The sequence below is a fragment of the Ferrovibrio sp. MS7 genome (assembly GCF_038404985.1).
Classification (GTDB): domain Bacteria; phylum Pseudomonadota; class Alphaproteobacteria; order Ferrovibrionales; family Ferrovibrionaceae; genus Ferrovibrio; species Ferrovibrio plantarum.
In genome coordinates, this window is record NZ_JBBKBA010000001.1 from 1,016,834 (window position 1) to 1,033,210 (window position 16,377).

Here is a 16,377-nt window from a genome sequence, read left to right on the forward strand (position 1 = left end):
CTAGGCTGGGTTGCATGTAATGCAGGGGAGGGGGCTAAGATGCTGCGGCTACTGGTTACAGGTTTCATATTTGTCATATTGCTCCCGCCTTTCGCGCAGGCCCAGCCGCAGCGCGAGGTGCTGAGCTTCCAGTCGCCCTCGCGCAACGGGCCGGTCACGGTCACGGCCGAGTTGTTCCTGCCGCCGGGGGCTGTTGATGCCAAGCTGCCGGCGATGCTGCTGCATCATGGCAGCGGCGGCGTCACCGATACGCGCGAATACGCCTATGCGCGGGAATTCACCGCCATGGGCGTGGCCTCGATCATCCCGGATTCCTTCACCCCGCGCGGCGTCAAATCCACCATGGCCGATCAGGGCACGGTCAGCACCAACGACATGCTGGCCGATGCCTTCGGCGCGCTGAAGGCGGCGGCAGCGCATCCGCGCATTGATCCGACGCGCATCGGCATCGCCGGTTTTTCCAAGGGCGGCGCCGTGGCCTTGCGTGCCGCCTTGCAGGCGATTGCCGACCGCTACGCGCCCAATGGCCCGCGCTTCGCGCTGCATGTGCCGTTCTATCCCGCCTGCGAAACCCATTACCGCGATACCCGCACCACCGGGGCGCCGATCCTGATGCTGCTCGGCGCCGCCGATACCTATGTCGGCACCGAAAGCTGCCGCATCGTCGCCGACAGCCTGAAAGCCGGCGGCGCCAGGCTCGACATGGTGATCTATCCCAATGCGCAGCATGGCTGGGATGGCACCGGCGCAGCCTGGTCGCAGCCCAACGGCGAGAACTGGAGCAAATGCTTTTTCGTGCAGCAGGCGGATTTGGGCTGGGTGGAACAGCTCAGCGGCATCCGCACCGCCGGGCCCGATGGCCGGCCCAATGCCGATGCGCCCAAGGCGCTGGCGGTGTGCCGCACGCGCGGCGTCAGCGGCGGCCCTGATGCGGCGACCAAGGCGGCATCGCTTGGCGCGCTGAAGCAGGCAATGCGCGAGACGTTTAAACTGAACTGAGGCCAGCTTAACTGAGGGCTGCCAGCAACGCGGCGAAATCCTCGGGCAGCGGCGCCTCGAAATGCAGTACCTCGCCGCCCACCGGATGGCGAAAGCCGAGTATGGTGGCATGCAATGCCTGGCGGCGGAAACCGCGCAAAGCCGCTTCCGCCTCGGCGCGCAGCTTCAGGGGCTTCAGCGACCGCATGCGGCCATAGACCGGATCGCCGATCAGTGCATGGCCCTTGGCAGTCAAGTGCACGCGGATCTGATGCGTGCGGCCGGTTTCAAGCTGGCAGCGCACCAGGGCGGCGAAGGCATGGCCCTGGCCGTCGAGCAATTGCCGCTCGACGGCATAATGCGTGATGGCCGATTTTCCCTTGTTGCTGTCATTGTCGCCGCGTACCGCCATGCGCTTGCGGTCGCGCGGGTCGCGGCCGATGGCGCCGGTGATGGTGCCGCGCAGTGGATTGGGCAGGCCCCAGACGATGGCCTGGTATTCGCGCTCGATATCGTGGCCCGCGAACAACTCGGCGAGGCCGTGATGCGCCACTTCGGTCTTGGCCGCCACCAGCAGGCCTGAGGTCTCCTTGTCGATGCGGTGCACGATGCCGGGCCGTTTCACGCCGCCGATGCCGGCCAGGCTGTCGCCGCAATGATGCAGCAACGCGTTCACCAGGGTGTGGTCCGGGTTGCCGGGGGCGGGATGCACCACCAGCCCGGCGGGCTTGTTCACCACGATGAGATGCGCGTCCTCATAAACCACATCCAGCGGCAATTCCTGCGCCTGCGGTTCCGCCGCTGCCGCTGCTGGCGGCGCGACGGCATAGATTTCGCCCGGTTTGATCTTGCGCGAGGGGTCGGTTATGGTCTCGCCGCCGAGCCGCACATGGCCTTCCTCGATCAGCGCCTTGAGCCGCGAGCGGGAGAAATCCAGCGCTTCGGCGAGATAGCGGTCGAGCCTGACGCCGGCGCGATCCTCAGGCACCGGCGGTGCGCCAGTTTCAGCAACGCCGGTTTCGGAATACTCAGGCATTGGGGTGCGGGCTTATCATCATGGCGGACCAGGACACGGACCCGAGACTACGCTGGCTGAAGCCGCTCGTCATCGGTTTGAGCGTGGTGTTCGTGGCGCTGATCATGGCGCTGATCGTCGGCCTGATCACCGGCGTGCCGCAGCGCCGTGCCGAGGCGGCGAAAGCCGCGTCTGCGTCCGCGCTGCCTTCCACAGCCCTGCCTTCCGCCGTCATGGCCGAGCAGGTGCTGAACCTGCCACGCAACAGCCGCGTGGCGGATGTATTCGCCAGCGGCGAGCGCATCATCGTCCGCGTGCGCCTGGCCGATGGCACTGAGCGTCTGTTCGCGCTGCATGGCCAGACCCTGGCCCCGATCGGCCAGCTCACCATCCAGGTGGAAAAGTGATCACCCTGCCGCGCGCGCTGGCGGATCAGTTGCTGGCGCTGGCGGAAGCCGCCTATCCTCATGAAGCCTGCGCGTTGCTGGTGGGCGAGGGCGAAGCGATCACCCGCATCGTGCCGGCGGAGAATGTGGCGCCGGATCCGCGGCGCCATTTCGAGATCGATCCGGCCACCCAGATCCGCCTGCGCCGCGCCTTGCGCGAAGCGGCGGGTCCGGAAGCGCTTCTCGGCCATTGGCACAGCCATCCCGATGGCCGCGCCGAACCTTCCGCCACCGATGCGGCCGCAGCCTATGAACCGGATCTGGTCTGGCTGATTTCCTCCGTCACGGCAGGCAAGGCATTGCCGCCGGCGGCTTTCGCCTTTCAATCCGGCGGCTTCGCGCCGCTCCCGCTGAAGATCACTTGAGGCCCACCGCGATGGATTTCCGTTCCGACAATATTGCCGGCGCCGCGCCGGAGATTTTTGCCGCACTCCAGAAGGCCAATGAAGGCAATGCGGCCAGCTATGGTGCCGATGAGATCAGCCGCGATCTTGATCGCCGCTTCTCCAGTCTGTTCGGTACCGACTGCCGCGTCTTTCCGGTCGCCACCGGCACGGCGGCGAATGCCCTGGCGCTGGCGGCGATCTGCCCGTCACATGGTGCGATCTACTGCCATGAGGAAAGCCATATCCAGGTGGATGAATGCAACGCGCCGGAAGCCTTCACCGGCGGCGCCAAGATGCTCGGCCTGGCAGGTAGCGATGGCAAGCTGACGCCGGAAGTGCTGGCGCGCGCGCTCAGCCTCGGCTGGCGCGGTTCGCAGCATAACCCGCAGCCGAGTGCGCTGAGCCTGACGCAAGCGACGGAAGCCGGCACGATCTATTCGCCGGCTGAAATCACTGCCCTGGCCATGATTGCCCATGACGGCGGCCTGCATGTGCATATGGATGGTGCGCGCTTCGCCAATGCGGTGGTGGCGGGTAATGCCTCCGCCGCCGATCTAACCTGGAAGGCCGGCGTCGATGTGCTGAGCTTCGGCGCCACTAAAAACGGTGCGCTGGCAGCAGAGGCGGTGGTGTTCTTCAAGCCGGAGCTGGCGGAAAGCTTCCTGTTCCGGCGCAAGCGCGCCGGCCACCTGTTTTCCAAGATGCGTTTCCTCTCGGCGCAGCTCGCGGCGATGCTGGAAAATGATCTGTGGCTGCGCCTGGCGCGCAATGCCAATGCCCGCGCACGCCAGCTTGCCGATGGCTTTGCCACGATTCCCGGTGTGCGCATAGCCTATCCGGTGCAGGCCAACGAAGTGTTTGCCTTGCTGCCTGAGAAGATTCGCGCCGGCATGGCCGCCGATGGTGCGCTGTTCCATCCCTGGAGCGATGATGGCAATGGCGCGGTCTATCGCTTCGTCTGTGCCTTCGACAAGACCGAGGCCGATATCGCTGCTTTGCTCAGGTCAGCTTCCAGGGCGGCGGGCTGAAACGCTCGGCGAGGAAATCGACGAAGGCCCGCACCTTCGCCGCCAGATGCTTGCGCGCCGGATAGACGGCATGGATCGGCCAGATCTGCGGCGCGGTATAATCCTGCAGCAGCGGCACCAGGTGGCCATCGCGGATCGCCTCATGGATCAGGAAGTCGGCGGTATAGGCTATGCCCATGCCGGCCAGAACCATGCGGAACAAGGCGTCGCCGCTATCGGATGATACCACGCCCGGCAGCGTCACCATCTGCACGCTGCCATCGGGCTGGCGCAACGGCCACGCATTGATCAGCGGCACGTTGGTGCTGAGCACGGCGCGATGGCCTTCGAGTTCGGCCGGCGTCATCGGCGTGCCGTGGCGTGCGAGATAGGCCGGCGCGGCGCAGATCATGCGCGTATGCTCGCCCAGGCGCCGTGCGATCAGGCCCTCGTCGCGCACGCGGCCCAGGCGGATACCGACATCATCGCCCTCCGCCATCAGGTCGACGATACGGTCGGCGAAATTCAACTGCACTTCGATCTGCGGATGCCGTTCGCAGAAGGCCGGGATCAGCGGCACGATCTGCGCCATGCCGAAGCCATGCGCCACATTGACCCGCAGCAACCCGCGCGCCACCCGCTCGGCGCCGCCCACATTGGCCTCCATGGTCTCGATATCGGCCAGGATTTCGCGCGCCTGTTCATAATAGGCGCGGCCCTCGGTGGTGAGGCTGACGCGCCGTGTCGTCCGCTGCAGCAGGCGTGCCCCCAGCCGGTCCTCCAGCCGGGCAATCTGCTTCGAGACACCGGACGGGGTCAGCCCCAGGCTGGCGGCAGCGGCGGCGAAGCCGGCATTGTCCACCACGCGCAGGAAACAGGTCATTTCCGCCAGCTTGTCCATGATTATGTCCTGTATGTCATCAATTGATGAAAATATGCGGTATTATTGAAATTGCTGCAATGCAGTAGATTTTCTCCTGCCAACCCCAGACAGGAGGCTCAAATGCCCCGGATGACGCTTGATACCTATGGTTTCTACCGTGCCCGCGCGCATCAGCTCCGCGCCGAGGCGATCCGCGATGTCCATGCGGCCATCGGCCAGTTCTTCACCGGTTTTGCGCGCCGGCTGTTCGCCCGTACCCAGGACGTGGCGAATCCGACTCTCGGCTTCCGCAGCGCCAAGATCCTGGTTGCCGAGTAAGTTTTAGGCCTCCCCGGGCCGTTTTCCCCGACCCAGCCTGACCGGTTCTAGAGCCCGTCAGGCTGGGCATGGCCCCTGTTTCATCTGAAACATAAAGCGAATATCGCTTTTTGAGACCGGTTACTCGCTGGTGGCCAGGTTACTCGGGCGGTGGCTTGCCGGTTTTTCGCCGTCGCGCTAGCTGAATGGCAGATTCCTTCTGCGCGAGCCCCCGCAATGTCCTCCCTGCCCACCCTGTTCATCAGCCACGGCGCCCCCACCACGGTGCTGAGCGGCACGCCGGCGCATCATTTCATGAAGACTTTGCATGATCTGGTGCCGGCGGCGGGCATCCGCGCCATTCTGGCGGTTTCGGCCCATTGGGAGACCGACCAGCCGATGCTGGGGGCCGCCGCGCGGCCCGAAACCATCCACGATTTCTACGGCTTCCCGCAGCCGCTTTATGAATTGCGCTATCCCGCTCCCGGCGATCCGACCCTGGCCGCTGACATCGCCGATCTGTTGAACGCCGCCGGCTTCAAGGCCTCCACCGATCCGCGCCAGGGCCTCGACCATGGCGCCTGGACACCGCTGCTGCTCGGTTTCCCCGAGGCCAATATCCCGGTGCTGCAATTATCCGTGCAGCCGCACCACGACCCGGCGCATCATTACGCGCTCGGCCAGGCGCTGCGGCCGCTGCGCGAGCAGGGCGTGCTGGTGCTGGCATCCGGCTCGCTGACCCATAACCTGCGGGAACTCGACCGCCGTGGCCCGCAGGCGCCGGTGTTGCCCTGGGCCAGCGCCTTCGCCGACTGGGTCAATGCGGCGCTGACCGAGCGGCGCGACGAGGACATGGTGGCCTATCGCGCCAAGGCGCCGGAAGCGCGCCGGAACCACCCGACCGACGAGCATTTCCTGCCGCTCTTCGTGGCGCTTGGCGCCGCCACCCCGGGCCTGCCGGCCGAGGCTTTGCACCGCTCGATGGAGTTCGGCTCGCTCTCGATGGACAGCTACCGCTTCGCTTAAGTGGACGGCCAGCGCGGCAGCTAGACTCTTTCGCCGTTTCGCCGCCTCTGCCATAAGCGTGGCATGAGCCTTTACCGCGCCATTGCCACGGTCGGCGGCCTCACCATGGTGAGCCGGGTCTTCGGCTTTGCCCGCGACCTGATGATCGCGCGCTATCTTGGCGCCGGCATCCAGGCCGATGCCTTCTTCGTCGCCCTGCGGCTGCCGAATTTCTTCCGCTCGCTGTTCGCCGAGGGCGCCTTCACCGCCGGTTTCCTGCCGCTCTACAGCGAGACGCTGAACAAGGGTGGCAAGGAGGCGGCGAAAGCCTTCGCTGAAAGCGCACTGGCCTGGCTGCTGGTGGCGTTGCTGCTGTTCACGCTTGCCGCGCAGATATTCATGCCGCTGGTGATGCTGGGCCTGGCGCCAGGCTTCCAGGACGAGCCGCAGCGTTTCGCGCTGGCGGTGGAATACACCCGGATCACCTTTCCCTACCTGCTGTTTATCAGCATCGCCGCGCTTTATGGCGCGGTGCTGAATGGCCTCGGCCGTTTCGCGGCTTTTGCGGCGACACCGATCCTGCTCAACCTCACCATGCTGCTGGCCTTGCCGCTGTTCACGCCGTTGCTCGGCTCGGCCGGCTCGGCGCTGGCCTGGGGCACGCTGGCCGCCGGTCTGGTGCAGTTCCTCTGGCTTGCCTTCTGGTCCGGCCGTGCCGGCTTTTCGCTCCGGCTGCGCTGGCCGCGCCGTTCAGGCTTGACCTTGCGGCTGTTCCGCCTGGTGCTGCCGGCGGCTATCGGCGCTGGCGCCACCCAAGTCAATCTGGTCATCGGCGTGATCCTAGCCTCGCTGCTGCCGGCTGGCGCGGTGTCGTACCTGTTCTATGCCGACCGCCTCAACCAGCTCACCGTCGGCGTCGTCGGCGTGGCGATCTCCACCGCCTTGCTGCCGCTGCTCTCGCGCCATATTGCGCGCGGCGAGCAGGCTGAGGCGATGTCGCAGCAGAACCGGGCGCAGGAATTCGCGCTGCTGCTGGCTTTGCCGGCGATGGTGGCGCTGCTGGTGGTGCCCTATCCGATCATCTCCGTGCTATTCGAACGCGGTGCCTTCGATGCCGTCACGGCCCGCGCCACGGCGGAAGCCTTGTTCGCCTACGCCATCGGCCTGCCGGCCTATATCCTCAGCCGCACGCTGACGCCGGGTTTCCATGCGCGGCAGGATACCGCCACACCGGTGCGCATCGCCGTTGCCATCATCATTTTCAACCTCGCCGTCTCGGTGGCGCTGATGCCCGTGCTCGGCCATGTCGGACTGGCGCTGGCCACCGCGCTGGCCGCCTGGCTCAACACCGGCTTGCTCGGCTGGCTGCTGCTGCGGCGCGGCCATTGGCACGCCGATGCGCGGCTTAAAAGCCGGGCCTGGCGCATCCTGGTAGCAGCGTTGGCCATGGGCCTGGCGCTCTGGGGGCTCAACCGTGGGCTCTCCCCTTGGTATGGCTGGGGCGAAGCCTGGCGCATCGCGGCGCTTGGCCTGCTGGTGACGGGCGGCTTCTGCGTTTACCTCGGCGCCGCCCTGGCGCTCGGCGCCACGCGGCCGGCCGAATGGCGCAGCCTGGCGCGGCGCAAGGTCATACAGAGCCAGGATTGACGCCGGCCATTTAAGCGGCGATAACCCGGCGTCTTTTCCCCCATCCAGGCGCTGTTCCACCGGCGCCGCATCACCAGGGATCACCATGGCCTTCCAACGGCGCATCTTTTCCGGCATCCAGCCCACCGGCAACCTGCATCTCGGCAACTATCTCGGCGCGGTACGCAACTGGGTGAAGCTGCAGAATGAATTCGAGTGCATCTTCTGCATGGTCGACATGCATGCCATCACCGTGTGGCAGGACCCGGCCGAGCTGGTCCGCTCCACCCGCGAACTGGCCTGCGCCATGATCGCGTCGGGCATCGACCCGGAAAAGAACGTGCTGTTCAATCAGAGCCAGAACCCGGACCACGCCACCCTGGCCTGGGTGTTCAACTGCGTCGCGCGCATGGGCTGGATGAGTCGCATGACCCAGTTCAAGGAGAAGGCGGGCAAGGACCGCGAGAATGTCTCGCTCGGCCTGTTTGCCTATCCGGCGCTGATGGCCGCCGACATCCTGGCCTACAAGGCGACGCATGTGCCGGTCGGCGAGGACCAGAAGCAGCATCTCGAACTGGCACGCGACATCGCGCAGAAGTTCAACCACGATTACAGCCGCGAAGTCTTCCCGCTCACCGAGCCGCAGATTTTCGGCACCGCCACCCGCGTCATGAGCCTGCGCGACGGCAGTAAGAAAATGTCGAAGTCGGATGCGTCCGATCAGTCGCGCATCAACCTCACCGATACGGCGGAAGCCATCGCCGACAAGATCAAGCGCGCCAAGACCGATCCGCTGCCGCTGCCGAGCAGCGCCGAGGAACTGAAGGACCGGCCCGAGGCCGATAACCTGCTCGGCATCTATGCAGCGCTGAAGGGCGTCGGCCTGGACGACGCCATCGCCGAATTCGCGGGCAAGGGTTTCGCCGATTTCAAGCGGGCGTTGACCGAGGTAGCGGTGGATCACCTGGGCCCGATCACGGCGGAGATGCGCCGCCTGATGGCCGATCTGGGCTATGTCGATGGCATCCTGCGCCAGGGTGGCGAGCGGGCGCGGGAAATGTCCGCCCCGGTGATCCAGGAAGTCTACGATGTGGTAGGGTTCTTGCGCCCGTAACTTCGGGTCCCCACATAAGGAGGCGGCCCCCCCACATAAGTGGACTCACCATCTGGCGCTAGGACGTTCCGACATGCAGATCACCCCCCGGCAATGGATCATCGGCGGCTTCATCGCCGCGGTGGCGGTGTTCGGCCTGTATTACCCGGTCGGCATGCTGCTGACGCACAAGATCGACGACCGGCTTGAATACGAGGCGCCGGAGTCTTTCCTGCCGCCAGGCGGCAGCCGTGCCGTGGCGATTGCCGCCGCCCTGGTCGAGCGCGAGGTGGAGCAGAATGGCTGGGTCGCCAACGACCCGTTCTTCCAGCCCGGCTCTATGCTCGACAACATGCCGAATTTCCAGCTTGGCATCATACACGCCCTCGGCCGCTTCGGCTTTGAACTGGTCGACCAGCTCGGCCGCGCGCGCGGCTCCAGCCAGACCGACAGCGACCTGCAGGAAGCCGCTGGCCTGCTGCAATATTCCGGCACCAAGTGGATTTTCGATTTCTCCACTTCGCTGCTGCCGACCGCGAAATCGGAAAGCCAGTACCTCAAGGCACGTGACGCCCTGCGCAGCTACAACAGCCGCCTCAGCCAGGGCAAGGCCATCTTCGAGCGCCGCGCCGACAACCTGCTCTCGACCATGGACCGTATCGCCACCGATCTCGGCTCGTCCTCGGCGGCGCTCGACCGCCGTATCATCGATGGCTCCAACATGTGGATCGATGGCGAGTCCGACGACCTGTTCTATTCGGTGAAGGGGCAGGCTTATGCCTATTACCTGATACTGCGCGAGCTGAAAAAGGATTATGCCAATATCGTGCGCGACAAGGAGCTGGGCGGCACCTGGGACCAGATGATGGAATCCTTCGCCGCCGCTGCCGTGTTGAAGCCGCTGGTGGTGATCAACGGCAGGACCGATGGCCTGCTGCTGCCCAACCATCTGGCCTCGATGGGTTTCCATATCCTGCGCGCCCGGGCGCAGATCCGCGAGATTTCCAATATTCTGTTGAAGTAAGCAGGGCTTGCTTAACGCCCGCCGGCAATGCCAAGCTTAAGCCTATGAGCGAAATACCCGCGAGCAATGCGCCGCAGACGCGGCGGCAGAAATTCCTTGTCGTGGTCGATGACACGCCGGAAGCCCGCGTGGCGTTGCGCTATGCCACGCGTCGCGCCCGCAATGTGCAGAGCGGCGTGGTGCTGCTGCGCGTGATCGAGCCGGTGGACTTCAATCAATGGGCCGGTGTCGCCGAGATCATGCGCCAGGAAGCCTACGAGGCGGCGGAAAGCCTGCTGCGCAAACTGGCCGAGCAGGTGAATCTGGAATCCGGCCTGTTGCCCGAAGTCTCGATCCGCGAGGGCAGCACCACGGATCAACTGCTCCGGCTGGTGGAGGAGGATCCTGCCATCCGGATGCTGGTGCTGGCCGCAGCTCCCGGCAACGAGCCTGGCCCGCTGGTGACGGCGCTCGCCGGCCAGATGGCCGGCAACTTGAGCTTCCCGATCACCATCGTGCCTGGCAACCTCACCGACGAACAGATCGACCGGATTACGTAGCTGTTCTTTGTCATCCCCGCGAAAGTCGGCATGACAAACATCAATCTCGTCATGCGCGCCCGGGCCCTTCGGGCCTGTGCGCCCACGAACGCTTTTAGCGTTCGCGCGTTTACAGTGACCCGGGCATCTCTTTCAGATCGGCCTGAGATCCTCGGGTCAAGCCCGAGGATGACGGCGTTTGTATAACTGCCCGGCCATGGGCGCATGACGTGGCTTATTATTTCTCTTCCGGCTTTTGCTCTGATGTCGCCGTCGTTTGACCGCAAATCAGCTTGTCCGCCGGCACGCCATGCAGTTCCTGCGGCCGCTTGACGCCGCGCAGCACATGGAAGCCGAGCGATTCCAGGCCGGCATTGGGCAGCGCCTGGGCGAAGGTGGCCGAGGTGACGATCGGGCGGCTGAGAATCTTGGTCGAGGTTTCGACGCGCGCCACTTCATTCACGGCGCGGCCGATCACGGTGAAGTCGAGCCGGTCGGTGGCGCCGATATTGCCGAACACCACCTTGCCGAGATGCAGCCCGATGCCGGCGCGCAGGGCCGACTGCCCGGCCTCGGCGCGCTTGAGGTTCAGCGCGTCGAGCTGGCCGAAGGCGCCGCAGGCGGCCTGCAATGCCCGGCGGCAGGCCGCTTCGCGCGGGTCTTCGCCGGGCTTGGCCAGTTCTGGATCGACGCGGAAGATGGCAAGCAGGCCGTCGCCGATGAATTTCAGCACCTCGCCCTCGTTTTCCTGCACCGGGCGGGCCATGGCCTCGAAATAATCGTCCAGCGTGGCGATCATTTCCTGGTTCCCGACCCGGTCTGAGAGCGCCGTGAAGCCGCGCAGGTCGGAGAGCCAGATCGCCGCTTCCACCTCAAAGCCCCGGCCACGGTGGAAATTGCCCTTCAGTACCCGCTTGGCCGGGGCGCGGCCGAGATAGGTGGTCAGCAGGTCGCGGGTCATGCGCCGGCCGGCCTCGATCTCGAGCCTGAGCGAGACCAGCGGCATCAGTTCCATGATGTAGCTGAGCTCGCCGGGCGTGAAGCCGCCGGGGCGGTCGGTGGTGAAGCTGCAGAAGCTGACATTGCGCTGGCGGGTGTCGTTCTGCATGGTGCCGAAGCCCGGCCCCTGGGTGAAGCGCATCGGCAGCGCCAGGTAATCGGTGGCGCCCTGCTCCTTCAGCTCCGGCAGGATGCCGAAATCCATCGGCGCGTTGGGCAGGTCGAGGCGGCGGCGGATGGCGGCGGCGCCCTGGTGGATCGCCCAGACCGGGGAATTGAGGTATTCGTCACTTTCCGTAACGTCATGGCCGACGCTGTAGACCTCCACCGGCTGGCCACGGCGCCAGAAGAAGGCGCGGGACAGCACCTGGGGGTGCATCGAGGGCAGGGCGGCGATGACGCGCAGCAGCGGGATGCCTTCCTCGGCCAGCCGCTCGCAGAAGCCGGCGAAGAGCTGCTCCATCGGCATGCTCTCGCCGCCATGATCGACCAGCCAGCGTGCCGCCGGGGTCAGTTCAATGCGCGAATCGGGCCAGGTCGGGAGCCGTTCGACAGGCAATGCTTCACCCATTCTGGCCTCCGGCGATGGCCCGGCTGCCGGGGGTTATCCCAAAAACTATCCACATGCGCTTTTAATCTTTCTTAAATTGGGGTCGTGAGAGAAAGAATGTTTCGCCTCGGCCCAACCTACGACGATTCTCTGCTTGATATTTGCGGACCTGCTGACCAATTTCCAGGGACGTTTCGGTCGCCGCTGGCAAAAGTGATCAAGTTTGATCGCCGCCAGCGACTCGACCGGAAGGTTGTTAGTTGGAGCAAGTATGTTCATCCAGACCGAGACCACGCCGAATCCGGCGACACTGAAATTCCTCCCCGGGCGCGACGTGCTGCCCGAGGGCACGGCTAATTTCCGTGACGCCGAGACGGCCAAGGCCTCGCCGCTGGCAACCCGGCTGTTCGCCGTCCCGGGGGTCGATGGGGTCTATTTGGGCCTCGACTTCGTCACCGTGACCAAGAGCGACTGGACCGACTGGTCGGAGCTTAAGGCCCCGATCCTCGGCGCCATCATGGAGCATTTCATCGCCGGCCTGCCGGTGATGGGTGACGATGCTGGTGCAGCGGAAGCTGAAGAAGTTTTTGATCCTGCCGACCGCGAGGTGGTGGGTCAGATCAAGGAATTGATCGAGACGCGGGTACGTCCCGCGGTGGCGCAGGATGGCGGCGATATCGTCTTCCGCGGCTTCCAGAGGGGAGTCGTTCTTCTGCATATGCAGGGTTCCTGTGCCGGCTGCCCGAGTTCCACCGCCACGCTGAAGCATGGCATTGAGAACATGCTTCGGCATTACGTGCCGGAAGTGACGGAAGTCCGGGCCGTTTAACTGAGTCGGCCGGCGGCATGGTGCCGCCCGGTCAAATTTGGTTCCTGTAGGGAATCGCACAAGGGCGACGCCAGGCGTCGAACCCGCGCGGCCATGTTTTTGCCGCCTTTGCGGCTCGGTTTCGCCGCGATGATCGGGGGAGATACCGTCGTTGAAACTGTGGAGGTGCCCATGACGGCGGAAAGCACCCGCTCGCGTACCAGTGACCGCAGCCTGCTCGGGCTCGGCTCCGATGTGCGTTTGATTCTGGCCGGTGTCGGCGTGCTGGTGGGCGTAGGCCTGGCCAGCGGCGTCGGCGTTGGCGTGATGTCTGCTCATATTCAGGAAGCGCGTGCGCCCGAAGTCGAGGCGCAGCCGGTCATGCTGCGCGAAACGGTGCAGGAAGCCTGGGAGCGCCTGACCCATCTGGCTCAGCTCGAATGGCGCCTGCCGGTCACGGTTGCCGTGCGCCAGCCGCAGCCCGAGCGCGTGCCGGCGCCTGAACGCAATACCGCCGAAGCACAGCCGCAGCAGGTCGCGGGCCTGCCGCTGGTGCCGCCGGAAATCGCCGCCAAGCGCCTGGCCGAAGCCAAGGCGTTGTCGCCGCACCGCACCGCCATCCGCGCCGATGCCGAGCGCACCGTGGATGCCATGCTGCGCCGTTTCGAGACCGAGGGCTTCGACCTCGCCGATCTGCGCAGCGGCGGCCCCAGCCTGGAAGTGCCGCGCATCTTCCTCGCCCGTCTGCCCATCGACATTGCTGATGTGAATCTCACCGAGAAGCGCAAACGCGCCTTCATCAAGGTGATGCTGCCGCATATCCTGCGCGAGAACGAACGCATCGCCGAGGACCGCGAGAAGCTGCTCAAACTGCAGGAGCGCCGCGATAGCGGCCTGCCGCTGCGCCCGCGCGACGAGGCCTGGCTTACCGACCTGTCGCAGCGCTATGGCCTCGATGAAGCCGATCTCGACGAGATGCTGCTGCGCGTCGACATGATTCCGCCGGCCCTGGCGCTGGCGCAGTCGATCGAGGAATCCGGCTGGGGTACCTCGCGCTTCGCCCTGCTCGGCAATGCCGTGTATGGCCAGTGGACCTGGAATCCGGGCAGCGGCATCGTGCCGGAGAATCGTCCGGATGGTGAGAAATACGAAATCCTGCGCTTCTCCAGCCTGGAGCATTCGGTTGCCGCCTATATGCGCAACCTGAATTCCAAGAGCAGCTACCGCGAATTCCGCGACCAGCGCTCGAAGCTGCGCCAGCGCGACATGAGCCTGGACGGCTACAGTCTGGCCGGCCATCTGCACCGCTATTCGGTGCGCGGCGCTGACTACGTGCGCACGTTGCGCTCGATAATGCGCACGAACGACCTGGAGATGTTCGACTCGTCCCGCCTGTCGGATGAGCCGGCGCCGGTATTCAGCGGCCTGGATTTCTTCTCCAAGGGTTAGGGCAGGGTTAACGCGCTGCCTGTCGTAAGGTTGCGGTTCCCAACAACATTTCATGCGCTGGCCGCCGGGGGCTCCCTTGCGGCTGATGGCGCACGGCCAATATAATAGGGCGGCACATTGTCGTGCCCGGCCGGTATGGATTACAGGCCGAGCCAGAGGATGAAAGCACCATGAGCATGATCCCGATTTCTGCCCAGCCTTCCACTTTCCTGCGCAGCGCCAGCCGTTTCGGCATGGTTGCGGCGATCGCTTTCTCGCTGGCCGCCTGCGCCAATAACGGCCAGGGCAGTGGCCCGAACAAGAGCGATGTCGGCACCATTCTCGGCGGCATCGGCGGTGCCGTGCTCGGCGCGCAATTCGGCAAGGGCACCGGCCAGCTGGTCGGCGTTGCCGCCGGTGCGCTCGCCGGCGCCTATCTCGGCAACCAGATCGGTTCCTCGCTCGACAAGGCCGACCGCGCCCATATGGAGCAGGCCAGCACCCGTGCCAGCACGGCACCGATCGGCCAGCAGATTTCCTGGCGCAATCCCGATAGCGGCCATTCCGGCACCATCACGCCGACCCGCGAGGGCACCTCGCAGGCCGGCGAGTATTGCCGCGAATACCAGCAGACCGTCACTGTTGGCGGCAAGACCGAACAAGCCTATGGCACCGCCTGCCGCCAGCCCGATGGTAGCTGGCGGGTCGTGCAGTAGCGCCTGCTGATTCCGGGGGGAAACAGCATGCCGCCAGCGCCGCGCCGCCCAGCTCAGGGGGCAAGGGCTCAGGTGGCGATGATCGCCGCTGCGCTGGCCTTCACGCTGGCCGATGCTGCCCCGGCACGCGCTGATTTTGCCGCTGGCCTTGCCGCTTACGAAGCCGGCGATTTCGCCAAGGCTGCCGCCGAATGGCAGCCGCTGGCGGAAGGCGGCGATCCGGCGGCGATGCGCAATCTCGGTCATCTCTACCGCTGGGGCCGCGGCGTGCCGCAGGACATGGCGCAGGCGTTGCGCTGGTATCGTGCCGCTGCTGAACGTGGCTTCGCCCGCGCCCAGGCCAATCTCGCCGCGTTGTATCTCAATGGCGATGGCGTGCCGGTGGATTATGCCGAGGCACGCAAATGGTTCGAGGCTGCCGCCAAGCAGGGCCATGCGGTGGCGCAGTATAATCTCGGCCTGATGCATGAAATGGGACTCGGCGTGCCGGTGGATACCGCCACGGCGCTCGGCTGGTACAACAACGCCGCCAAAGCCGGCCAGCCCGATGCGCTGGAGCGTTTGTCGCTGCTGGTGATGAAGTCGCCCCAGGCGGCGCAAGCCCAGGCTCAGGCAGCGCAGAATCAAGCCGTCGCCCGGACCCCAGCGCCGGCACCGAAACCGGCCGATGATGCGCCCCAGGCTGCCCCATCCCAGGCTGCCCCACCCAATGTTGCCCCCGTTGTGGCGGCAGCTCCTGTCCCGCCGCCCGCTCCGTCGCCTGCACCGGCACCGGCTGCCGTGGCGCCCCCGCCTGCACCTGTCCCGCCGGCTCCTGCCGCGACGGCCCCTGAGCCACTGACCGCGCCAGCGAGCCAGCTTCCGCGCCTGATCACCCCGGAACCCACCACCGGGCCGGTCCCGGCCGCGGCGCCCGCACAGGCCCCCTTTCAGGCACCTGTTCAGGCCCCAGTTCCGGCTCCTGTGGTCGCCGCTGCGCCCCCGCCGCCCCCTCCACCGCCGCCGCCCCCTCCACCGGCTCCGGTCGCTGCGGCCGTTGTCGCCCCGGCTGCCACCCAGGCTGCTGCCGCACCTGCCACTGCGGCCAAGCCCGAGTCCGGTGGTCTGTTCGGCTGGCTGCTCGGTAATTCCGAACCCAAGCCGCCCCCGGCCGTGGCCGCCGCGCCTGCCGCCCCGGCCCCGAGCCAGGCCCCAAGCCAGGCCCCGGCTTCTGCGGTTGTCCCCGACCCCTATCAGGCCGGTCAGCAGGCATTCGAGAATGGCGACTATATCGGCGCGCTGTCGCGCTGGTTGCCACTGGCCCAGGCCGGCAATCCTGCCGCCCAGACACGGCTTGGCCTGCTCTATCGCGATGGCCGTGGCCTGCCGCCCGACCGGGTGCGGGCGCTTGCCTGGCTTCGGCTGGCTGCCGATAACGGCAACGCGGACGCCGAGCAGGCGGCCTCGAATCTGGCCCAGGGCATGTCTGATCGTCAGCGCGATGACGCGGCGGATCTGGCGCGGCGGCTGCGCGATACTAAGTAAGAGGGATCAGCGGTGCGAAGTCGCACCGGCCAGTGCCATCAAACGGTGCGAAGTCGCACCGGTCAGTGTAATGT

The 16,377-nt window shown here is 65.8% G+C and carries 17 protein-coding genes; 14 read left to right on the plus strand and 3 right to left on the minus strand.

The features are described from left to right. Window positions 1-39: 39 nt before the first annotated feature. Window positions 40-999, plus strand: coding sequence for a dienelactone hydrolase family protein (locus V6B08_RS04890; RefSeq protein WP_341978605.1), 960 nt, complete (start codon window positions 40-42; stop codon window positions 997-999). Window positions 1,000-1,006: 7 nt separating this feature from the next. Here the strand turns inward: V6B08_RS04890 and V6B08_RS04895 are convergent, their stop codons facing one another. After that, window positions 1,007-2,014 (minus strand): RluA family pseudouridine synthase, encoded by a 1,008-nt coding sequence (locus tag V6B08_RS04895; RefSeq protein WP_341978606.1) that lies wholly within the window; start codon window positions 2,012-2,014, stop codon window positions 1,007-1,009. A 20-nt stretch (window positions 2,015-2,034) separates the two neighbouring features. Between V6B08_RS04895 and V6B08_RS04900 the strand changes: the two genes are divergently transcribed. From V6B08_RS04900 to V6B08_RS04910, 3 genes are read left to right on the plus strand one after another with little or no spacing between them, the layout of a single operon-like run. After that, entirely contained in the window at window positions 2,035-2,400 is a 366-nt protein-coding gene (locus V6B08_RS04900) for a hypothetical protein (protein ID WP_341978607.1), read from the plus strand. Then, window positions 2,397-2,804: a M67 family metallopeptidase gene (locus V6B08_RS04905; protein WP_341978608.1), complete on the plus strand. Its 408-nt coding sequence runs from the start codon at window positions 2,397-2,399 to the stop codon at window positions 2,802-2,804. Before V6B08_RS04900 ends, V6B08_RS04905 begins: the two co-directional genes overlap by 4 nt. 11 nt (window positions 2,805-2,815) lie before the next feature. Beyond that, window positions 2,816-3,853, plus strand: coding sequence for a threonine aldolase family protein (locus V6B08_RS04910; RefSeq protein WP_341978609.1), 1,038 nt, complete (start codon window positions 2,816-2,818; stop codon window positions 3,851-3,853). Here the strand turns inward: V6B08_RS04910 and V6B08_RS04915 are convergent. Continuing rightward, complete coding sequence (locus V6B08_RS04915; RefSeq protein ID WP_341978610.1) at window positions 3,825-4,733, minus strand: LysR family transcriptional regulator; 909 nt, start codon at window positions 4,731-4,733, stop codon at window positions 3,825-3,827. The genes V6B08_RS04910 and V6B08_RS04915 overlap by 29 nt on opposite strands. Window positions 4,734-4,835: 102 nt before the next feature. Here V6B08_RS04915 and V6B08_RS04920 point away from each other — a divergent pair, with 102 nt between their 5' ends. From V6B08_RS04920 to V6B08_RS04945, 6 genes are all read left to right on the plus strand, one after another. Beyond that, window positions 4,836-5,033, plus strand: coding sequence for an RSP_7527 family protein (locus V6B08_RS04920; protein WP_341978611.1), 198 nt, complete (start codon window positions 4,836-4,838; stop codon window positions 5,031-5,033). A 216-nt stretch (window positions 5,034-5,249) separates the two neighbouring features. Further along, window positions 5,250-6,038 (plus strand): DODA-type extradiol aromatic ring-opening family dioxygenase, encoded by a 789-nt coding sequence (locus tag V6B08_RS04925; RefSeq protein ID WP_341978612.1) that lies wholly within the window; start codon window positions 5,250-5,252, stop codon window positions 6,036-6,038. A 63-nt stretch (window positions 6,039-6,101) separates the two neighbouring features. Then, entirely contained in the window at window positions 6,102-7,664 is a 1,563-nt protein-coding gene (gene murJ / locus V6B08_RS04930; protein ID WP_341978613.1) for a murein biosynthesis integral membrane protein MurJ, read from the plus strand. 85 nt (window positions 7,665-7,749) lie between these two features. Continuing rightward, window positions 7,750-8,757 carry a tryptophan--tRNA ligase gene (trpS, locus tag V6B08_RS04935; RefSeq protein WP_341978614.1) on the plus strand — a complete coding sequence of 336 codons (1,008 nt, stop codon included), beginning with the start codon at window positions 7,750-7,752 and terminating at the stop codon, window positions 8,755-8,757. Between the two features lie 73 nt (window positions 8,758-8,830). Next, window positions 8,831-9,760 (plus strand): DUF2333 family protein, encoded by a 930-nt coding sequence (locus V6B08_RS04940; RefSeq protein ID WP_341978615.1) that lies wholly within the window; start codon window positions 8,831-8,833, stop codon window positions 9,758-9,760. A 44-nt stretch (window positions 9,761-9,804) separates the two neighbouring features. Continuing rightward, on the plus strand, window positions 9,805-10,299 hold the full coding sequence (locus tag V6B08_RS04945) for a universal stress protein (protein ID WP_341978616.1): 495 nt from the start codon (window positions 9,805-9,807) through the stop codon (window positions 10,297-10,299). 217 nt (window positions 10,300-10,516) lie between these two features. Here V6B08_RS04945 and V6B08_RS04950 read toward each other — a convergent pair whose 3' ends face one another. Beyond that, complete coding sequence (locus V6B08_RS04950) at window positions 10,517-11,848, minus strand: adenylate/guanylate cyclase domain-containing protein (protein WP_341978617.1); 1,332 nt, start codon at window positions 11,846-11,848, stop codon at window positions 10,517-10,519. A 250-nt stretch (window positions 11,849-12,098) separates the two neighbouring features. Here V6B08_RS04950 and V6B08_RS04955 point away from each other — a divergent pair, with 250 nt between their 5' ends. The 4 genes from V6B08_RS04955 (at window position 12,099) to V6B08_RS04970 (ending at window position 16,303) form a co-directional block, all read left to right on the plus strand. Next, complete coding sequence (locus tag V6B08_RS04955; RefSeq protein WP_341978618.1) at window positions 12,099-12,656, plus strand: NifU family protein; 558 nt, start codon at window positions 12,099-12,101, stop codon at window positions 12,654-12,656. A 171-nt stretch (window positions 12,657-12,827) separates the two neighbouring features. Then, on the plus strand, window positions 12,828-14,084 hold the full coding sequence (locus tag V6B08_RS04960) for a glucosaminidase domain-containing protein (protein ID WP_341978619.1): 1,257 nt from the start codon (window positions 12,828-12,830) through the stop codon (window positions 14,082-14,084). Window positions 14,085-14,254: 170 nt separating this feature from the next. Beyond that, complete coding sequence (locus V6B08_RS04965) at window positions 14,255-14,779, plus strand: RT0821/Lpp0805 family surface protein (RefSeq protein ID WP_341978620.1); 525 nt, start codon at window positions 14,255-14,257, stop codon at window positions 14,777-14,779. Between the two features lie 78 nt (window positions 14,780-14,857). After that, on the plus strand, window positions 14,858-16,303 hold the full coding sequence (locus V6B08_RS04970) for a tetratricopeptide repeat protein (protein ID WP_341981586.1): 1,446 nt from the start codon (window positions 14,858-14,860) through the stop codon (window positions 16,301-16,303). Window positions 16,304-16,377 lie beyond the last annotated feature (74 nt).